Below are 17,345 nucleotides of genomic sequence, written 5' to 3'. Positions count from 1 at the left end.
CCGGTGTCGCCTGCTGGTGGAAATGGGTTTCGGCGTGTCGACGCGCCACCTACCGTCGATGTCGACGCAGGCGGCGGCTTCGGGCGGGGGTGCTGTTTCCGCTGGCCGCGCGCCCGTAGACCGCTCGCTCCGACCGATGAGGATGCCATGACGATCGATCTCACCGCCCTCGGCTGGGACGCCGCCCGCGCGGCGGCCGTCCGGCGTGGGCAGCGTCCCGGCCGGGTGGCCCGGGTCGACCGGGGGGTCTGCACGGTGCTCTGTGCCGAGGGGCCGGTCCGGGCGACGCTGGGCGGAACGGTCCTGGCCGCCGCGGCCCGGGACCTGACCACCCTGCCCTGCGCCGGTGACTGGGTGCTGCTGGGCACCTGGCCGGACGGGCCGGTCACCGTGGAGAAGGTGCTGCCCCGGCGGACGGCGCTCATCCGGCGCACTGCCGGCCGGGACGCCAGCGGGCAGGTGCTGGCGGCGAACCTGGACGCCGTGGCCGTGGTCGAGCCGGTGCATCCCGCGCCGGACGCCGCCCGGCTGGAGCGGCTGCTCTCCCTGGTGCACGCTTCCGGCGCCCGGCCGCTGGTCGTGCTCAGCAAGGCCGACCTCGCGGCGGACGCGGCGGCGGTGGCCCGCCAGCTCGCCCAGGTCGCCCCGGACGTGCCGGTGCTGCCGGTCAGCGCGGAGCACGACGCGGGGCTCGACCCGCTGCGCGCCGAGGTGGCCTCGGGCCGCACGCTCGGGCTGCTCGGGATCTCCGGCGCGGGCAAGTCGAGCCTGGTCAACGCGCTGGCCGGGGTGGCGGTGATGCCGACTCAGGCGATCCGCCGAGTCGACGGCAAGGGCCGCCACACCACCACCTGGCGGGCGCTGGTGCCGATCCCGGGCGGCGGCGCGATTCTGGACACCCCGGGCGTACGGGCGGTCGGGCTGTTGGACGGCGCGGACGGCCTGGACCGGGCCTTCGCCGACGTCACCGCGCTGGCCGCGACGTGCCGTTTCGCCGACTGCGGGCACGCGGTCGAGCCGGGGTGCGCGGTGCAGGCGGCGCTGGAGAGCGGCGAGCTGACCGCGCGGCGCTGGGAGAGTTGGCGCAAGCTCCAGCGGGAGCTGGCCCACGAGAGCCGGCGGCGGGAGGTACGGCTGGCCGCCCAGTGGCGCGGTGGCTGGCGACGCGGGCGGCGGGACAGCGCCCGGCCCTGAGCCCCACTCACCGCACGCTTTCCATCTCCCGGGTGGCGCGCCGGCCGGCACCCACGGGGTGTCGGCCGCCGTGGTCGTCACCGGCTCGACGCCGCCCGCTCCCGGCGCGCTACGACGCGACGACCGCAGCGGCACGCAGCCGACGGCGGCTGGCCAGCAGCACCACCGTGCCGAAGACCATGCCGAACGCCAGGGTGCCCCAGGTGGCGGACTCCCCGGGCAGCAGGCCGCCCAGCGACCGGGCCAGTGCGCCCAGCACGACGTAGAGGCCCGCCCAGAGCGCCGCCCCGGAGGCGGCGCAGGCCACGAACCGCCGGTACGGCATCCGCAGCCCGCCGGCGGCGAGCGGCAGCAGCGCGTTGAACACCGGCAGGAAGGGCGCGACCAGCACCATCCGCCCGCCGCCCCGGTGCAGGATCCCCTCGGCGGCCGCCCAGCGGTCCTCGCCGATCCAGTCGCCGACCCGGCTGGCCCGCAGCCGCCGGCCGTAGTGGCGGCCGACCAGGAAGCTCACCGACCAGCCGGCCAGGCAGCCCCCGACGACCGCGGCGAACGAGGCGAACGTCGCGGCCGGCTGCCCCACCCCGACCGCCGCCAGCACCGCCACGTCCCCGGGGACGAGCACGCCGAGCAGCGGAATCGCGTCGAAGAGCATGACCACGCCGAGCACCCCCATCAGCAGCACGGTGGGGAGTTCTCCGATCTGGGTCAGCCAGTCCGTCATGCCGACGAATCTAGGCCGCGACCGCCACCGTACACATGGGGCGTCAGCCCCGGCTTTTCCCTGAGAACACCCGGATTTCCCGGGGCCGCCGGTCACCCCGGACGGCGGGACGGGCGCAGGATCCGCACCGGGCGCACCGGCTCCTCGTCGGCGGGTTCGGTGCTGGGCACCTGGTAGACGGCCAGCGTCTCCAGCCGTCCCTCCGGGAGGTGCCCCCGCCCGGGGTCACCGACCAGCACGTCCACGCCCCGGCCGGCGACCCGTTCGAGGAAGGGCAGCACCCGGTCGGCCATCGGCCGGTCGTAGAAGACGTCGCCGGCCAGCAGCAGGTCGACGTCGCCGCCGTCGGTGTCGAGCAGGTCGGCCTCGGTGCTGTCGACAGCGACCCGGTTGGCGCGGGCGTTGGCGTCGACGGCGGCCACCGCGTACGGGTCGATGTCGCAGGCCCGGACCCGCGCGGCCCCGGCGAGGGCGGCGGCGATCGCCACCAGCCCCGAGCCGGAGGCCAGGTCGAGCACCCGGCGTCCGGCCGCGACCCGGGGACGGTCGAGCAAATAGCGGGCCAGCGCCTGGCCGCCCGCCCAGGCCGAGGCCCAGTACGGGGCGGGCAGCCGGTGGCCGGCCGCGGCCTCCATCCGGGCCCACCAGAGGATCGCGTCCTCGGCCACGTGCAGCCGTACCTCGGGCACCAGCGGGGTCGGCACCAGCCGCAGCCGGTCGAGGCCGGTCCCGGGCGTGTGGATCTCCCGCCGCAGCGCGGCGGCGGCACGCGTCACGGCGTCCATGCCGGCAAGCATGCCGCCATCGATGCGGCGGCGGGGCGGTTTCGCGTCTCGACCCGGCACTTCAGCCAGCGTACGGGGGCCGGGCCGGTTACTGTCGGGGAGGTACAGGGCGATCACCGGCCGGACGCTGGTGGTCTCCCATGGCAACAGGGAGAGATGCATGGCAACCGGCACGGTCAAGTGGTTCAACTCCGAAAAGGGCTTCGGCTTCATCGAGCAGGACGGCGGGGGCCCGGACGTCTTCGTCCACTACTCGGCGATCGCGACGAGTGGCTACCGTGAGTTGAACGAGGGACAGAAGGTCGAGTTCGAGGTGACCCAGGGTCAGAAGGGTCCGCAGGCGGACAACGTCCGCCCGCTGTAGACCGTGCCGGTGGCGGCGCACCCTGTCGGGGCGCCGCCACCGCGTGCGTCAAGGCACGGGTAGGTGCACCACCGAGGGGTGCGCCGGGTCGTGCAGCACTTCCCGCCACCCGGCTCGCAGGGTGACCGCCGTGCCGAGCGGCTCGCCGGTCCCGGGGTTGCGCGCGTAGCGGGGGTGCGCGCCGCCGGTGACCTGGACGCGCAGCCGGTGACCGGCGGCGAATCGGTGCGCCACCGGCCAGAGCGGCACCGGTACCCGCACCGCGCCGGAGTCGTCGGTCGGGAAGCGGTCCGGCCAGAGCCGCACCAGTCCGTCGCAGACGTTCCAGGAGCGGCCGCGCGGGTCCACGTCGCAGAGCCGGACGAAGACGTCCAGGTAGGCCAGTTCGCTGCGGACGTACACCTCGGCGTGGACCGGACCGACGACCTCCAGCGGCGCGGTCAGCGGTGCGCTGGTGTAGGTGAGCACGTCCGGTCGGGCCTCGACCGGACGGTTGTCCACCGGCCCGGCCCGTTGGGCGACCAGCAGCGGCCCGCCGAGCGACGGGGTCGGGTCGGCCGGGTCGTACCGGAAGCGGTCCGGGGTCGACGGCGCCGGCGGTTCGGGGCGCAGCGCCGCGTCGGGGTGCAGGTGCCACCTGCTCGATCCGCTCGGCGGCGGCCAGTCCGGCAGGTCCCGCCAGCCACCGCCGTCCCCACCGACGTGCACCCGCACCGGGGCGGCGTCGGAGGCGGCCCCGCCGGGACGCGTACGCCCGCCGGGCGGAACATCGCCGACGGGGCGACGGCCGGCGAGGTGGGTGTCGAGCCAGTCCAGTCCCTCCCGCAAGGCGGTGAGCAGCAGCCCGGGGCTGCCGTGCGTCCAGGGGCCGATGGTGAGCCGGCTCGGGATGCCGGCGGCGCGCAGCACGGCGTGGTCGGCGAGCTGGGCGGGCAGGAAGATGTCGTGCCAGCCGCTGACCATCAGCACCGGGGCGCATACCTCGGCGAGCCGGCGGTCGAAGACCCGGTCCCGCCAGTAGGTGGCGTCGGGGGTGTGGTGGCGCAGCCACTCCTGGAAGAACGGGATGGTCACCCCGGTGGCGATCCGGTCCGCCTCGGCCAGCGGCAGGTGGGCCAGCGCGGCGGCGAGCCGGGGCTGGCCGCGTTTGAGTTCCCACTGCCGGGCCAGCCAGGGCACGGTCTGCGCCTGGAGCAGTTCCGCCCAGGTCAGCACGGTGTCCAGGGAGAACGACTCGCCCGCGTAGGTGGAGTCGCGGGTGGTGGACGCGGTCACCACGGCGACCATCGCGCGCAGTTCGTCGCCGGCCTCGGCGGCCAGCGCCCACTGCACGAAGCCCTGGTAGCTGGCGCCGAACATGCCGAACGCGCCGGTGTACCAGGGTTGCCGGCGCAGCCAGTCGAGGGTGTCCAGGCCGTCGGCGCGCTCGTGCAGGAAGGGCTCGAAGGTGCCGCCGGAGCCGTGGGTGCCCCGGCAGGACTGGATGACCACGTGGTAGCCGTGGGCGGCGACGAGCCGGCCGAGCAGCCGCATCGGCCCGCCCCGCCCGTACGGGGTGCGGATGAGCACGGTGGGCGCGTCGGACGGGTCGGGGGCGTAGTGGTCGGTGCGCAGCGGCACGCCGTCGCGGACCCGCACCGGGACGTCCCGGGTCAGGGTGACCCGGGCCCGGGACGGGGGCAGCCGCAGCAGGCCGGTGGCAAGCCGGGTGAGCATCTACTCCGCCCGGCGTCGGGGTGGCTCGGGCCGGGCGGCGCGGACGTCGTCGCGGTGCTGCCGCAGCGAGGCGCTCATCCCCACCATGAACCGGTGCACGACCTCCAGCTCGTCGTCGGTGAACCCGGCCACCACTGCGTCGGTGCGCGCGCCGAGCGGCTGGAAGAACTCCGTCGCCACGGCGGCGCCCCGCTCGGCGTAGTGCAGCAGAATCTTGCGCCGGTCGGTGGGGTCCCGGTCGCGGCGGATGTGTCCGGCCCGTTCGAGGCGGTCGACCAGGGCAGTCACCGAGCCGGAGGAGAGGTCGAGCTGCTCGCCGAGGCGGCCGGGGGTGATCGGTTCGCCGCGCAGTTCGGCGTCCATCACCGCGATCAACGCCTGGAGGTCGGTGCCGCCGAGTCCGTGCCGGCCGGCAAAGGCGTGGCCGACGTGCTGGGCGTCCACCGCGTACCGCCGGAGGTTGTTGGTGATCTCGGCGGCCAGGTGGTCCCGTCGGGTGTCGCGTCGCCGGTACATGCCGTGCCCTGCCACGTTGCGTCGCGTCTCCCCCGTCGTTGTCCCGGTTGCAGCTTAACCCAGCAGCCGATAATCTCGGCCGTCAAGATACTTGATGACCGGGGTATTTCCCTGTCCCGAGACCGGGAGGCATCCCGATGTCCGTCTTCACCCGCGTCGCCCGTGGCCGGCTGGCCGCGTGGCTCACCGTGGCGGCCGCGATCGTGCTCGGCGGGGCCGTCTTCGGGCTGACCCGGCCCGACAACCCCGCCCCCGTCTCCACCACCGGCCTGTCCGTCGAGTGGCAGTCCACCCAGGCCGAACGCCTCCAGCAGCAGCTACCGTCGCGCGACGTCCAGCCGGCGATCGTGGTGGTCAGCCGCGCCGACGGCGGCCCGCTCACCGGAGCCGACCGGGACCGGGTCACCGACACCGCCGGCACCCTGGGCCGGTACGCCGTCGGCGGTCGGATCCCTCCGCCGCAGGTCTCCCCGGACGGCACGGTGGCCCTGCTGGTCGTGCCGGTGTCCAGCGTCGACGGACCAGAGGCGGTCGCCGAACGCGTCGGTGTGCTGCGGGACGCGCTGGGCGCCCTGCCCGCCCCGCTGACCGTCGAGGTCACCGGAGCCCCGGCCTTCGTCGCCGACCTGACCCGGGTCTTCGACGGCGCGGACGTCACCCTCCTCGCGGTCACCGCCGGTGTGGTGGCGGTGCTGCTGCTCGTCACCTACCGCAGCCCGTTCCTGTGGCTGGTGCCGCTGGCCGTCGTCGCCGCCACCGAACAGCTCACCCTGCGGGCCGTCGAGATCATCGTCCCGGCGGTCGGCATCAACCTCCAGAGCGGCGAGGTCACCGGCATCGCCAGCGTGCTGGTCTTCGGCGCCGCCACCGACTACGCCCTGCTGCTCATCGCCCGCTACCGGGAGGAACTGCGCCGCGACGCCGACCGATTCGCCGCGATGCGCGCCGCGCTGCGCCGCACCGCCGAACCGATCCTGGCCAGCGGCGGCACCGTCGTGCTCGGGGTGCTCACCCTGCTGCTGTCCGAACAGGAGACCAACCGGGCGCTCGCCGTGGCCTGCGCCACCGGCGTGGTGCTGGCCATGCTCGCCGCGCTGCTCGTCCTCCCCGCCGCGCTGGTGCTCCTCGGCCGGGGCTGTTCTGGCCGTTCGTGCCCCGCGTCGGCGCTGCCGCCCGCGAGGGGAGGCTCTGGGGGCGGCTCGGCGCAGCCGTCGTCCGCCGGCCGTTGCCGGTCGCCGCGCTGGCCACGCTCCTGCTCGCCGCGCTGGCGCTGGGTGGGCTCGGCATCCGCACCGGCCTGTCCGAGACCGAGCAGTTCCGGGTGGAACCGGAGGCGGTCGCCGGGGCGAAGACCCTCGCCGGGGCGTTCCCCGCCGGGGCCACCCAGCCGGTCGCCGTCCTCACCACCCCCGCCGCAGTGCGGGCGGTCACCGAGGCCGCCGCGGCCGTACCGGGGGTCTCCTCCGCCCGCCCCGGCGACGCCGGCCAGACCGTCGCCCAGGTCGACGTGGTCCTGGCCGCCGAACCCGGCACCGCCGCCTCCGACCGCGCCGTCAAGGCGCTGCGGGACGCCGTCGCCGCCGTCCCCGGCTCCGCGCCGCCGCCCCTCGACGGCGTCGCGGAGTTCCCCGGCGCCGTGGTCGGCGGCACGGTCGCCGCGACGTACGACTCCGACGCGGCCGACAGCCGGGACCGGCGGCTCATCCTGCCGATCATCCTGCTGCTGGTCCTCGCGGTCCTGGTGGTGCTGCTGCGCGGCCTGCTCGCGCCACTGCTGCTGGTGCTCACCGTGGTGGCGTCGTTCTTCGCCAGCCTCGGCGCGGCCTGGCTGCTCTTCGACCACGTGCTCGGGTTCCCGGCGCTGGACAGCGGGGTCCTGCTGATCGCGTTCGTGTTCCTGGTGGCCCTCGGCGTGGACTACAACATCTTCCTGGTCACCCGGGCCCGGGAGGACGCCCGGCGGGTCGGCACCCGGGCCGGCACGCTCTCCGCGCTGCGGGTGACCGGCGGGGTCATCACCAGCGCCGGGGTGCTGCTCGCCGCGGTCTTCGCCGTCCTCGGCGTACTGCCGTTGATCCTGCTCACCCAGATCGGGGTCATCGTCTGCGTCGGTGTCCTGCTCGACACCCTGCTGGTCCGTACCGTCCTGGTGCCGGCGCTGGCGTTCCTGCTCAGCGACCGGTTCTGGTGGCCGGGCCGCATCCGCCCGGAACCCGCCACCGACGCCGCCACCGACCGGGAAGCGGTGACCGCCCGGGAGTGATCCCCCGGTGGGTGGCCGTCGGCCGGCCACCCACCGGGGCCTGTCAGACGCCGATCCGGGCCCAGTCACCCCAGATCGCGAAGGTCATCCCCCGGCTGGCCTGGATGTTGACGAACAGGGTGTGCCCGTCCGGGCTGAACGTCGACCCGGCGAACTCGTCGTTGGACCGGTCCGCGCCGGTGCTGCTGGTCAGCCGATTCAGGGCGATGTCGAACAGCTCCCCACGCGGGGTCAGCCCCCGGATGAAGTTGTCCGACGTGTTGTCCTCGCAGACCACCAACGTGCCGCGCGGGCTGGTGGTGACGTTGTCCGGGAAGTCCAGCACGTCCGGGCCGGGCGACTCGTACACCAGGCGCAGCACCTGCGACCGGCAGTCGTACGCCCACACCTGGCCGTGCCCGTTGCCGTACCCGTCGGCGATCGGCCCGACCGACGTCTCCGCCGGGCCACCGCCCTGGGTGGCGGTGAAGTAGACCACCCCGTCGTCGTACACCGCCCCCTCCAGCCGGGAGAAGTACGCCGCGCCCTGCGCCCAGCCCTGCCGCGCCACGTGGGTCAGCGCGGTGTCGTTGGGGGTCGGCGCGGGCTGCCCCGGCGTGTACGGGAACGACGGCGCGGGATCGTCGATGTCGACCCACTCCACCGGATAGGTCGCGTGCCGCCGCTGCGTGGCGGCCAGGTCCCGGTTGGGTCGGCCCCGCACCGCGAGCATCTGCAAGCGGCCCCCATCGGCCAGCCGGCCGGTCCGCATCGGGTCCGTCGGCGGGGTGTACCGGTAGAAGCCGGACGCGTAGCCGAAGTTGTCCTCGGTCAGGTAGAGATGTCCGCCACGCGGGTCGTACGCCACCGACTCGTGGCAGAACCGGCCGGCGGCGGTCACCGGCTGCCGGTCACTGCGCCCGTCGGCGGGCACCTCGAAGACGAAGCCGTGCCGCTTGGTCAGCGGCACGTTCGGCGCGCCCGTGTAGTCGGAGCCGACGTCCGGCCCGTTGACCGTCTCCTCGCAGGTGATCCAGCTACCCCACGGCATCCGCCCGCCGGAGCAGTTCATCATGGTGCCGTTGAGGCTGGTCCAGGAGCGCCGGACCTCACCGAACCGGGTCACCTCGACGGTGGTGGTGCCACCCGGGGCCATCGGGTCGTACGCCTCGGCAGGGTTGCCGAAGGCCGGGATGGGCCCACCGACCTCGTGGTTGCGGACCAGCCGCACGGTGCCGCCGGGCCCTGGGAAGGCGCCCATACCGTCGTGCCGGCCGGGCAGGGCGGTGCCGTCGTCGAGGGTCACCGGGAACTCGGTGTCGTGGAAGGACCGGTACCGGAACCCGTCGGGCAGCCAGAGGCGGACCTTGCCGTCCCGCAGGTCGGGCACCGCTTCCAGGGTCGGCCGGGGGCGTGGCCGGCGGCCGGCCGCACCCGCCGCGTCGCGGGCCACGAACCCGAGGAACGGGCCACCGAGGACGGCGCCACCGGCCACCGCGGCCGCGCCGCGCAGCAGGCCACGCCGGTTCACGTCGGACATGAGGGGACTCCTTCGTCGCCGGGGAGGTCACCGGGACGTGACCGCCCCCGTGATCCTCGCCAGACCGATCGACGTTGGCAACCTTCCGGCCACCTGGAGTTCACCCAACGTTTGCCGAAACCTCAGCAGCCCCGTTGTCGTCCCCGCCGCCCAGCGGCGAACCGACGGCACGGTCGTCGCCGGCCGGAGCGGGCACGTCGGCCGGAGCGGGCACGTCGGCCGGTGCGTCCACGTCGGTCGGTGCGGGCACGTGGGGGACGGCCGGCACACCGTCGGCGCGCTGGGCGCGGTCCCGGGTCGCCCAGGCCACCACGAAGACCACCGTCCAGAGCACGCCCAGCAGGATCGAGCTGACCGTTCCGCTGGCCGGACTCAGGCCCAGATAGAGCCGGGCCAGCCCGACACCGGCGATACCGACGGCCGCACCCGTCCACAGCGCCACCGCCACCGGCCAGCGGGCCCCCCGCGCCACTAGCCAGGCCAGGGTGCACAACCCCGCCGAGACCACCGCGTTCTGGGCGGGAAACAGCAGTGCCTCCGACGACGAGGTGAGGTCGGCCACCACGCCCAGCACCACCGGCGGCACGAACGCCCCCACCGTCCCGAGCAGGCCGAGCAGATCCGCCCGGTAGGTCCGCCGCCGCCAGGCCAGCACCCCGGCGACCAGGGCGATCAGGGCGATCAGCACCGGCCCCCGGAACGCCGACACCACGGCCAGGGTGACGTCCACCGCCCCCGGCGTACGCCGGGCCGCGAACCACTGCGCGATCGCCGCGTCCACCGCGGCCAGGCCGCTGTGCCGGACCACCGCGTCGAGCAGCCAGGCGATCGCCAGTCCGGCGCCGAACAGCAGGGCCAACCCGACGGTCAGGTTCAACAGCAGCGCCCAGGTCGACCCGATCCGGGTGCCGAGCAGGAACAGCAGGATCCCGTACCGGCGGGTCACCCAGCTCAGCGGCGGCACCGACATAGCCCGGTCGAACAGCGCCCGCACCGGGTCCGGATTGCGTCCCAGCCAGCGGCCGACCAGCACGATCGCCAGCACGCACCCGGCCAGCACCAGCACCGCGCCGGTGGCCCGTCCCAGATACGCCGAGACCGTCTCGTACGACTCGCCGGCCAGGTAACCAACCAGCACCGAGCCGCCCACCCAGGTGACCACGCCGCCGACGTTCCACGGCAGGAACCGGCGGTACGGCATCCCCGCCGCCCCCGCCAGCCGGGGCACCAGGGTGCGGGCGAACGCCACCCAGCGGGCCGCGAACACCCCCCGCCCGCCCAACCGGTCGAGCATCGCGTCGGCGCGGCCCCACCGCTGCGCCCCGACCCGGGCACCCCACCGGGACGCGCGCAGCCGGGGACCATACCGGCGACCCGACCGGTAGGCCAGGGTGTCCCCCAGCACCGCCGCAGTGATCATGACCAGCAGCGCGGGGCCCAGGCGCAGCGTGCCGGTGAAGGAGAGAAACCCCACCAGCAGCAGCGTCGCCTCGCCCGGCGCGACCAGGCCGATCAGCAGCGCTGTCTCCCCAGCGACGATCAACGCCGCGACCAGGTAGATCAGCTCGGTCGGCAGGTGTTCCAGCAGGTTCACGAGATCGTGCACTCAAGCCCCCGACACACGACCGTCAGCATGCCAGCATCAGTACCGAGTGTGACAGAAGTTTCACTGGAGATCCGGGCCGACTCCGGGGTGACCCCGACTCCGCCCCTGATCCGGCGGACGAGAGGATGGAGACCATGCAGCTTCGCACCGACCTCCGCAACGTCGCCATCATCGCCCACGTCGACCACGGCAAGACCACGCTGGTCGACGCCATGTTGCGGCAGGCCGGCGCCTATGGCGCCCGCGGTGAGACGACCGACCGGGTGATGGACTCGATGGACCTGGAACGGGAAAAGGGCATCACCATCCTCGCCAAGAACACCGGCGTGCGCTACCTCCCGGCGGACGGCTCCGACCCGGTCACCATCAACATCATCGACACCCCCGGCCACGCCGACTTCGGCGGCGAGGTGGAACGCGGACTGACCATGGTCGACGGGGTGGTGCTGCTCGTCGACGCCAGCGAGGGCCCGCTGCCGCAGACCCGCTTCGTGCTGCGCAAGGCGCTCAAGGCGCGGATGCCGATCATCCTCGTGATCAACAAGGTGGACCGGCCGGACGCCCGCATCAAAGAGGTCGTCGACGACACCTACGAGCTCTTCCTCGACCTCGACGCCGACGAGGCGCAGATCGACTTCCCGATCGTCTACGCCTGCGCCCGCGACGGCATCGCCTCGCTGACCCAGCCCGCCGACGGCGCCGTCCCGGACGACAGCACCAGCCTCGAACCGCTGTTCCGCACCCTGCTCGACACCATCCCGCCGCCCGCGTTCGACGAGGACGCCCCACTGCAGGCCCACGTCACCAACCTCGACGCCTCGCCGTTCCTCGGCCGTCTCGCGCTCTGCCGGGTCCGGCAGGGCACCATCGCCAAGGGCCAGACGGTCTCCTGGTGCCGCACTGACGGCACCATCGCCAAGGTCCGCATCTCCGAGCTGCTGATGACCGAGGGCCTGGAGCGCAAGCCCGCCGACAGCGCCGGGCCGGGCGACATCATCGCCGTCGCCGGCATCCCCGAGATCATGATCGGCGAGACCCTCGCCGACGCCGAGGACCCCCGCCCGCTGCCGCTGATCACCGTCGACGAGCCGGCCATCTCGATGACCATCGGCACCAACACCAGCCCGCTGGTCGGCCGGGTCAAGGGCGCCAAGGTCACCGCCCGCATGGTCAAGGACCGCCTCGACAAGGAACTCGTCGGCAACGTCTCCCTGCGGGTACTGCCCACCGAGCGCCCCGACGCCTGGGAGGTGCAGGGCCGCGGCGAGCTGGCCCTGGCCATCCTGGTCGAGCAGATGCGCCGGGAGAACTACGAACTCACCGTCGGCAAGCCGCAGGTGGTCACCCGGGAGATCGACGGCAAGACCTGCGAGCCGGTCGAACGACTCACCATCGACGCCCCCGACGAGTACCTCGGCGCGATCACCCAGCTCCTGGCCACCCGCAAGGGCCGGATGGAACAGCTCGTCAACCACGGCACCGGCTGGATCCGGATGGAGTGGCTCGTCCCCGCCCGGGGCCTGATCGGCTTCCGCACCGAGTTCCTCACCGAAACCCGGGGCACCGGCATCCTGCACCACGTCTTCGAGTCCTACGAGCCGTGGTTCGGTGAGCTGCGCACCCGCAACAACGGCTCCCTGGTCGCCGACCGCGCAGGCAGCGTCACCGCGTTCGCCATGACCAACCTCCAGGAACGCGGCCAGCTCTTCGTCGAGCCGACCACCGAGGTGTACGAGGGCATGATCGTCGGCGAGAACTCCCGCTCCGACGACATGGACGTCAACATCACCAAAGAGAAGAAGCTCACCAACATGCGCTCGTCGACCGCCGACGAGACCGAGAAGCTCATCCCGCCGCGCAAGCTCTCCCTCGAGCAGGCCCTCGAGTTCTGCCGCGAGGACGAGTGCGTCGAGGTGACCCCGGTGGCCGTCCGCATCCGCAAGGTCGTCCTCGACCAGACCCAGCGGGCCCGCGCCACCGCCCGCCGCAAGCACGCCAACTGAACCACCGGTCGCGGGGGCCACGCCGGCCCCCGCGACCCCCGGCGATCGGCTACGGTCACCGCCATGATCTGGGACGACCTCGACGCCCGTCTGGCCGGTGTCCCCGGCACCGTCTCGGCGTACGTCGGCCGGCTCGACGCCGCCCCCACCTGGACCCACGCCGAACACGCCCCCCACTACGCGGCCAGCACCATGAAGGTCGCCGTCCTCGCCGCCCTCTACCGGGCCGCCGACGCCGGCACCCTCGACCCGGACACGCCGGTGCCAGTGCACAATGACTTCCCGTCCGCCCACCCCGACGGGCCGCGTTTCTCCGTCAACCCGGGCGACGACAACGACGACGCCGTCTGGCAGCGCCTCGACCGGACCGCCCCGCTGGGCTGGCTCGCCGAACGCATGATCGTCCGCTCCAGCAACCTCGCCACCAACATCCTCCTCGGCCACGTCGGCCTCCCCGCCGTCGCCGAGGTCTGGGCCCTGGTCGGCGCCCGACACAGCGTCACCGGACGGGGCATCGACGACGCCGTCGCCCGCGAAGCCGGCATCACCAACCTGGTCACCGCCGCCGACCTCGCCGCCCTGCTCGGCGCGCTCGCCCTCGGCGCCACCCGCCCCGGCTCCCTCGCCACCCCGACGAGCTGCGCCACCATGCTCGACGTGCTCTGCGCCCAACAGATCCGCGACGACCTCCCCGCCGGACTGCCCACCGGGGTCCGCATCGCCCACAAGAACGGCTGGGTGACCGGCGTCCGGCACGGCGTCGGCGTGGTCCTGCCCGACGACGCGCCCCCGTACGTGCTCGCCGTCTGCACCACCACTGACCTCGCCCGAGGTCAGGACTCCGACGACGACGCCTGCCGGCTGCTCGCCGACATCTCCGCCCAGGTCTGGGCCGCCCGCCACGACCTGCGCCCCGCCCCCTGACCTGCCCCGACGGCCGACCAGCGCTCCCCCACCCCACCCCCGCCAGGAGCCCTCGATGCCGCACCACCGACTGCCGCTGGTCGTCTTCGTCGCCCTGACGGCGGCAAACCTCACCGCCGTCGCCACCGACCACCGCCTCGGCGTCCTGCTCACCAAACCGCTGCTGATCCCGGCGCTCGTCGCGTACCTCTGGCGCAGCGCCGCCGCCCACGGCCGGCGACCGGACCGGCTGGTCCTCGCCGCCCTCGTCTGCTCCACCGGCGGCGACATCGCGCTGCTCGTCGACGGCACCAGCGCGTTCCTCACCGGCATGGCGCTCTTCCTCGGCGCGCACCTGTGCTACATCACCGCGTTCACCCGCCACGGCGCCACCCGGACCCTGCGCCGCCCGCCGTTGGTCGCCCTCGGAATCGGGTACGTCGTCGCCACTGCCGCCGCCCTGGCCTGGCTGTGGCCCGGCCTGACCGAGGCCGGACTGGCCCTGCCCGTCGCCGGCTACGCCGTCGCGCTGGCCACCATGGCCACCACCGCCGCCGCGCACGGCCCCCGCGTCGCCCTCGGCGGCGCGCTGTTCCTCGGCTCCGACCTGCTCATCGCCACCCGCGTCGCCGACCTCGCCCACCTGCCCGGCCACGGAGTGTGGGTGATGGCCACCTACTGCGCCGGGCAGGCGCTCATCGTCACCGGATGGGGTGCCCGGCTCACTCCAACAGGTTCGCCCGCAGCGCGCTGACCAGCTCGTCGGTCACGCCCAACCCGTCCCGCAGGTACGCCCCGAACGACCCGTGCACCCGCGCCACCTCGTCGTACGCGGCGTCCAGGTACTCCGCGCGCACCTCCAGCACCGGCCGCACCGCCGCCACATCCAACTCCGGACGACGCCGCCGCATCGCCTCCAGCAGCACCTCACGCAGACTCACCGTCAACTCGTTGTGCCGCAGGTAGTCCGCCCGGATCGCCGCGTCGTCCACCCCCAGCACGGTCAACAGCACCACCGCCAACCAGCCGGTCCGGTCCTTGCCCGCCGAACAATGGAACACCATCGGCAGGTTCGCCGGGTCGGCGGCCAACCGCAGCGACGCGGCGAACCCGCGCCGCGCCGACTCCCCCGTCACGAACCACCGGTAGATCGCCGCCATCGCCCCGGGGTGCCCTGCCGCGCCAGGCCCCCGTACGCCCCCAGGTCGTGCCCGAGCAGCAACGCCGAGACGTAGGTGAAGACCGGATGCGCCGCGTCGTGCACCGGCAGGTGCACCACCCTCGGCTCACCGGGCAGCCGGTCCGGCGGGCCCTCCGCGATCTCGGCGGCGTCCCGCAGGTCGACCACGCACACCGGCCCGAGCTTCGCCAGCACGGGCAGGTCCTCGTCGGTCAGCCGCCCCAACGCCGGGGTACGGATCAACAGGCCCGCCCGCACCCGCCGCCCGTCCACACCGACCAGACCACCCAGATCCCGCGCGTTCGGCGCACCCACCAGTTCCCAGTCGCGTATCCTCACTCGGCCTCCCCTGCCCGCGCACGTCCCTATAGGGTGCCGCAATGACGATCGCCGCGGTGCGCACCCACCGGCTCTCCGCCCCGTTACACACGCCCTTCGTCACCGCCCTGCGCCGCACCACCACCGTCGAGACCCTGGTCGTGGAGATCGTCGACGACGAGGGGCGCTCCGGATTCGGCGAGGCCCCACAGGTCTGGCAGGTCACCGGCGCCTCCATCGACGGCTCCCGGGCCTGCGTCCACGAGATGCTCGGGCCGCTGGTCGCCGGCCGGGACGCCGACGACCTGAACGCCCGCTGCGCCGAGATCCAACGCGCCGTCGCCGGCAACGAGGCCGCCAAGGCGGCCGTCGACATCGCCCTGCACGACCTCGCCGCCCGCCGGCTCGGCGTACCGCTGGTGCGTCTGCTCGGCGGCACCGGCCGGCGCGTCCCCACCGACGTCACCCTCTCCGCCGGGGACGCGGTCGACCTGGCCGCCACCGCCCGGCAGCGGAGGGCCGACGGCTTCACCGTCCTCAAGCTCAAGGTGGGCACCGACGCCGCCGGTGACCTGGACCGGGTCCGCGCGGTCCGCTCGGCGGTTGGCCCCGGGGTACGCATCCGTCTCGACGCCAACCAGGGCTGGACGCCCCGCGAGGCGGTCCGGGTCATCCGCGGCATCGAGGACGCCGGCCTCGACGTCGAACTGGTCGAACAGCCCGTCCCCCACTGGGACCTGGACGGGCTGGCCTGGGTCAGCGACCGGGTGGACCTGCCGATCCTCGCCGACGAGTCGGTCTACGGCCCCCGCGACCTGGTCGAGGTGATCCGCCGCCGCGCCGCCGACCTGGTCAACGTCAAACTCGCCAAGGCCGGCGGCCTCCGCCCAGCCCGTACCCTGCTCGAACTGGCCGCCGCACACGGCGTCGGCACCGTCGTCGGATCGATGATGGAGAGCCAGATCGGCGTCGGCGCCGCCGCCAGCCTGGTCGCCGCCCACGGCACCACCGCCGTCTCCGACCTCGACGCCGCCTGGTGGCTGGCCTGGTCGCCGGTACGTGGCGGCATCCGCTACGAGGGCCCTACGGTGGTGCTCCCCGACGCCCCCGGCCTCGGCATCGAGGCGGTGGACGACGTGAAGCCCCAGCAGGCCGGTTGTTGACCGTTGGAATCTTTCGTAGGGTCACCGCAGCCGACCACCCGCCTCCTGGGAGGGCACGTGGAACTGCGAGCCGACCACCGGGCCGTCGTACGGGTCCCCGTCGCGACCCTCTGGAGCCGCCCGGAGGCGGTCCGCCCGGTGGACGCCCCCGCGCTCGGCCCGAAGCCCGACACCGTCGCCTGGATCGCCGGCATGGACACCGACCAGCAGGTCGGCGACTGCGTGCTGAGCCAACTCCTACTCGGCGAGGAGGTGCTGGTCACCGAGGTACGCCCGGACGGCTGGGCCCGGGTCGTCGCCGTCGACCAGGCTGCCGCCCGGCTCGACCCGCACGGCTACCCCGGCTGGCTGCCCACCGACCAACTCGCCGCCCCGGCCGCCCTACCCTCCCCTACCGACCCGCTGGTGGTCGACGCCACCGTCACCGCCCTGCACGCCACCCCCCACGGCGACGTCCGGCTGCCCGGCGTCGTCCTCGGCACCCGGCTCACCCCCGCCGGGCCAGCCGTCGACGGGTGGCGACCGGTGTACGCCCCCGGCCACCCCGAACCGCTCTGGCTCCCCGACCGGGACACCGTCCCCCTGCCCGGTGATCCCCCGACCCCGGACGCGGCGCTCGGCGTCGCCGACCGGCTCCGCGACGTCGTCTACGTCTGGGGCGGCATGTCCCCCGCCGGGATCGACTGCTCCGGCCTGGTGCACCTGGCCTGGCGGCGGTTCGGCGTACGGCTGCCCCGCGACGCCGGGGACCAGGCCGCCGCGACCACCCCCGTGGAGCTCGGCGCGGAACGCGTCGGTGACCTCTACTTCTTCGCCCGCCCCAACCGCCCGATCCACCACGTGGGCATCGTCACCGCCCCACCCGGTCCCGGCGACGACCGCCGCATGCTGCACGCCTGCTACCAGCGCCGTCGGGTGCTCGAGGAACGCCTCCCCGACGACCGCACCGCCACCCTGGTCGGCGTCCGCCGCGTCTGAACCGCCCCGCGTTCGCCACTACCCACCGCCCGAAGTTGCGGTGGGTAGTGGCGGCGGTTGCGGCGGTTGCAGCGGGCTGCGGTGGTTGCAGAGGTTGCAGAGGTTGCGGCGGG

General features: G+C 74.2%; 13 protein-coding genes and 2 pseudogenes. 8 read left to right on the top strand and 7 right to left on the bottom strand.

What is annotated here, in order from left to right:
• Nucleotides 1-147 precede the first annotated feature (147 nt).
• Nucleotides 148-1,194 (top strand): ribosome small subunit-dependent GTPase A, encoded by a 1,047-nt coding sequence (gene rsgA / locus GA0074692_RS02555; RefSeq protein WP_091638916.1) that lies wholly within the window; start codon nt 148-150, stop codon nt 1,192-1,194.
• 109 nt (nt 1,195-1,303) lie between these two features.
• On the opposite strand, the gene GA0074692_RS02550 is transcribed toward rsgA, so the two are convergent.
• Both GA0074692_RS02550 and GA0074692_RS02545 read right to left on the bottom strand, forming a co-directional pair.
• Complete coding sequence (locus GA0074692_RS02550) at nt 1,304-1,918, bottom strand: DedA family protein (protein WP_091638913.1); 615 nt, start codon at nt 1,916-1,918, stop codon at nt 1,304-1,306.
• A 92-nt stretch (nt 1,919-2,010) separates the two neighbouring features.
• The gene (locus GA0074692_RS02545) at nt 2,011-2,703 is read right to left on the bottom strand and encodes a class I SAM-dependent methyltransferase (protein WP_091652424.1); all 693 of its coding nucleotides are present in this window, start codon (nt 2,701-2,703) and stop codon (nt 2,011-2,013) included.
• Between the two features lie 160 nt (nt 2,704-2,863).
• Here GA0074692_RS02545 and GA0074692_RS02540 point away from each other — a divergent pair, with 160 nt between their 5' ends.
• The gene (locus GA0074692_RS02540; RefSeq protein ID WP_088983014.1) at nt 2,864-3,067 is read left to right on the top strand and encodes a cold-shock protein; all 204 of its coding nucleotides are present in this window, start codon (nt 2,864-2,866) and stop codon (nt 3,065-3,067) included.
• Nucleotides 3,068-3,115: 48 nt separating this feature from the next.
• On the opposite strand, the gene GA0074692_RS02535 is transcribed toward GA0074692_RS02540, so the two are convergent.
• Both GA0074692_RS02535 and GA0074692_RS02530 read right to left on the bottom strand, forming a co-directional pair.
• Nucleotides 3,116-4,783: a CocE/NonD family hydrolase gene (locus GA0074692_RS02535; RefSeq protein ID WP_091638911.1), complete on the bottom strand. Its 1,668-nt coding sequence runs from the start codon at nt 4,781-4,783 to the stop codon at nt 3,116-3,118.
• Nucleotides 4,784-5,299 (bottom strand): MarR family winged helix-turn-helix transcriptional regulator, encoded by a 516-nt coding sequence (locus GA0074692_RS02530; protein WP_091638909.1) that lies wholly within the window; start codon nt 5,297-5,299, stop codon nt 4,784-4,786.
• Nucleotides 5,300-5,436: 137 nt separating this feature from the next.
• On the opposite strand from GA0074692_RS02530, the pseudogene GA0074692_RS02525 reads away from it, so the two are divergent.
• Nucleotides 5,437-7,562 (top strand): annotated as a pseudogene (locus GA0074692_RS02525) (MMPL family transporter).
• Between the two features lie 43 nt (nt 7,563-7,605).
• On the opposite strand, the gene GA0074692_RS02520 reads toward GA0074692_RS02525, so the two are convergent.
• Nucleotides 7,606-9,081: a PhoX family protein gene (locus tag GA0074692_RS02520; RefSeq protein ID WP_091638907.1), complete on the bottom strand. Its 1,476-nt coding sequence runs from the start codon at nt 9,079-9,081 to the stop codon at nt 7,606-7,608.
• Between the two features lie 100 nt (nt 9,082-9,181).
• A complete protein-coding gene (locus GA0074692_RS02515) occupies nt 9,182-10,687 on the bottom strand; it encodes a DedA family protein (RefSeq protein WP_091638905.1) in 1,506 nt (501 codons plus the stop codon).
• A gap of 134 nt (nt 10,688-10,821) precedes the next feature.
• On the opposite strand from GA0074692_RS02515, the gene typA reads away from it, so the two are divergent.
• From typA to GA0074692_RS02500, 3 genes are all read left to right on the top strand, one after another.
• The gene (typA, locus tag GA0074692_RS02510; RefSeq protein ID WP_091652419.1) at nt 10,822-12,690 is read left to right on the top strand and encodes a translational GTPase TypA; all 1,869 of its coding nucleotides are present in this window, start codon (nt 10,822-10,824) and stop codon (nt 12,688-12,690) included.
• Nucleotides 12,691-12,753: 63 nt separating this feature from the next.
• Nucleotides 12,754-13,614 carry a serine hydrolase gene (locus GA0074692_RS02505; RefSeq protein ID WP_091638902.1) on the top strand — a complete coding sequence of 287 codons (861 nt, stop codon included), beginning with the start codon at nt 12,754-12,756 and terminating at the stop codon, nt 13,612-13,614.
• Nucleotides 13,615-13,669: 55 nt separating this feature from the next.
• Nucleotides 13,670-14,347 carry a lysoplasmalogenase gene (locus GA0074692_RS02500; RefSeq protein WP_091638900.1) on the top strand — a complete coding sequence of 226 codons (678 nt, stop codon included), beginning with the start codon at nt 13,670-13,672 and terminating at the stop codon, nt 14,345-14,347.
• On the opposite strand, the pseudogene GA0074692_RS02495 reads toward GA0074692_RS02500, so the two are convergent.
• Nucleotides 14,316-15,112 (bottom strand): annotated as a pseudogene (locus GA0074692_RS02495) (tyrosine-protein phosphatase). The gene GA0074692_RS02500 and the pseudogene GA0074692_RS02495 sit on opposite strands and share 32 nt — an antisense overlap.
• Nucleotides 15,113-15,153: 41 nt before the next feature.
• Between GA0074692_RS02495 and GA0074692_RS02490 the strand changes: the two are divergent.
• Both GA0074692_RS02490 and GA0074692_RS02485 read left to right on the top strand, forming a co-directional pair.
• The gene (locus tag GA0074692_RS02490) at nt 15,154-16,254 is read left to right on the top strand and encodes a mandelate racemase/muconate lactonizing enzyme family protein (RefSeq protein ID WP_091638897.1); all 1,101 of its coding nucleotides are present in this window, start codon (nt 15,154-15,156) and stop codon (nt 16,252-16,254) included.
• A 57-nt stretch (nt 16,255-16,311) separates the two neighbouring features.
• Nucleotides 16,312-17,232, top strand: coding sequence for a C40 family peptidase (locus GA0074692_RS02485; RefSeq protein ID WP_091638895.1), 921 nt, complete (start codon nt 16,312-16,314; stop codon nt 17,230-17,232).
• Nucleotides 17,233-17,345: the final 113 nt, after the last annotated feature.

The organism is Micromonospora pallida (assembly GCF_900090325.1).
Taxonomy (GTDB): domain Bacteria; phylum Actinomycetota; class Actinomycetes; order Mycobacteriales; family Micromonosporaceae; genus Micromonospora; species Micromonospora pallida.
Note: the sequence above shows the minus strand (reverse complement) of the source record. Positions and strands in the feature narration are given on the sequence as shown.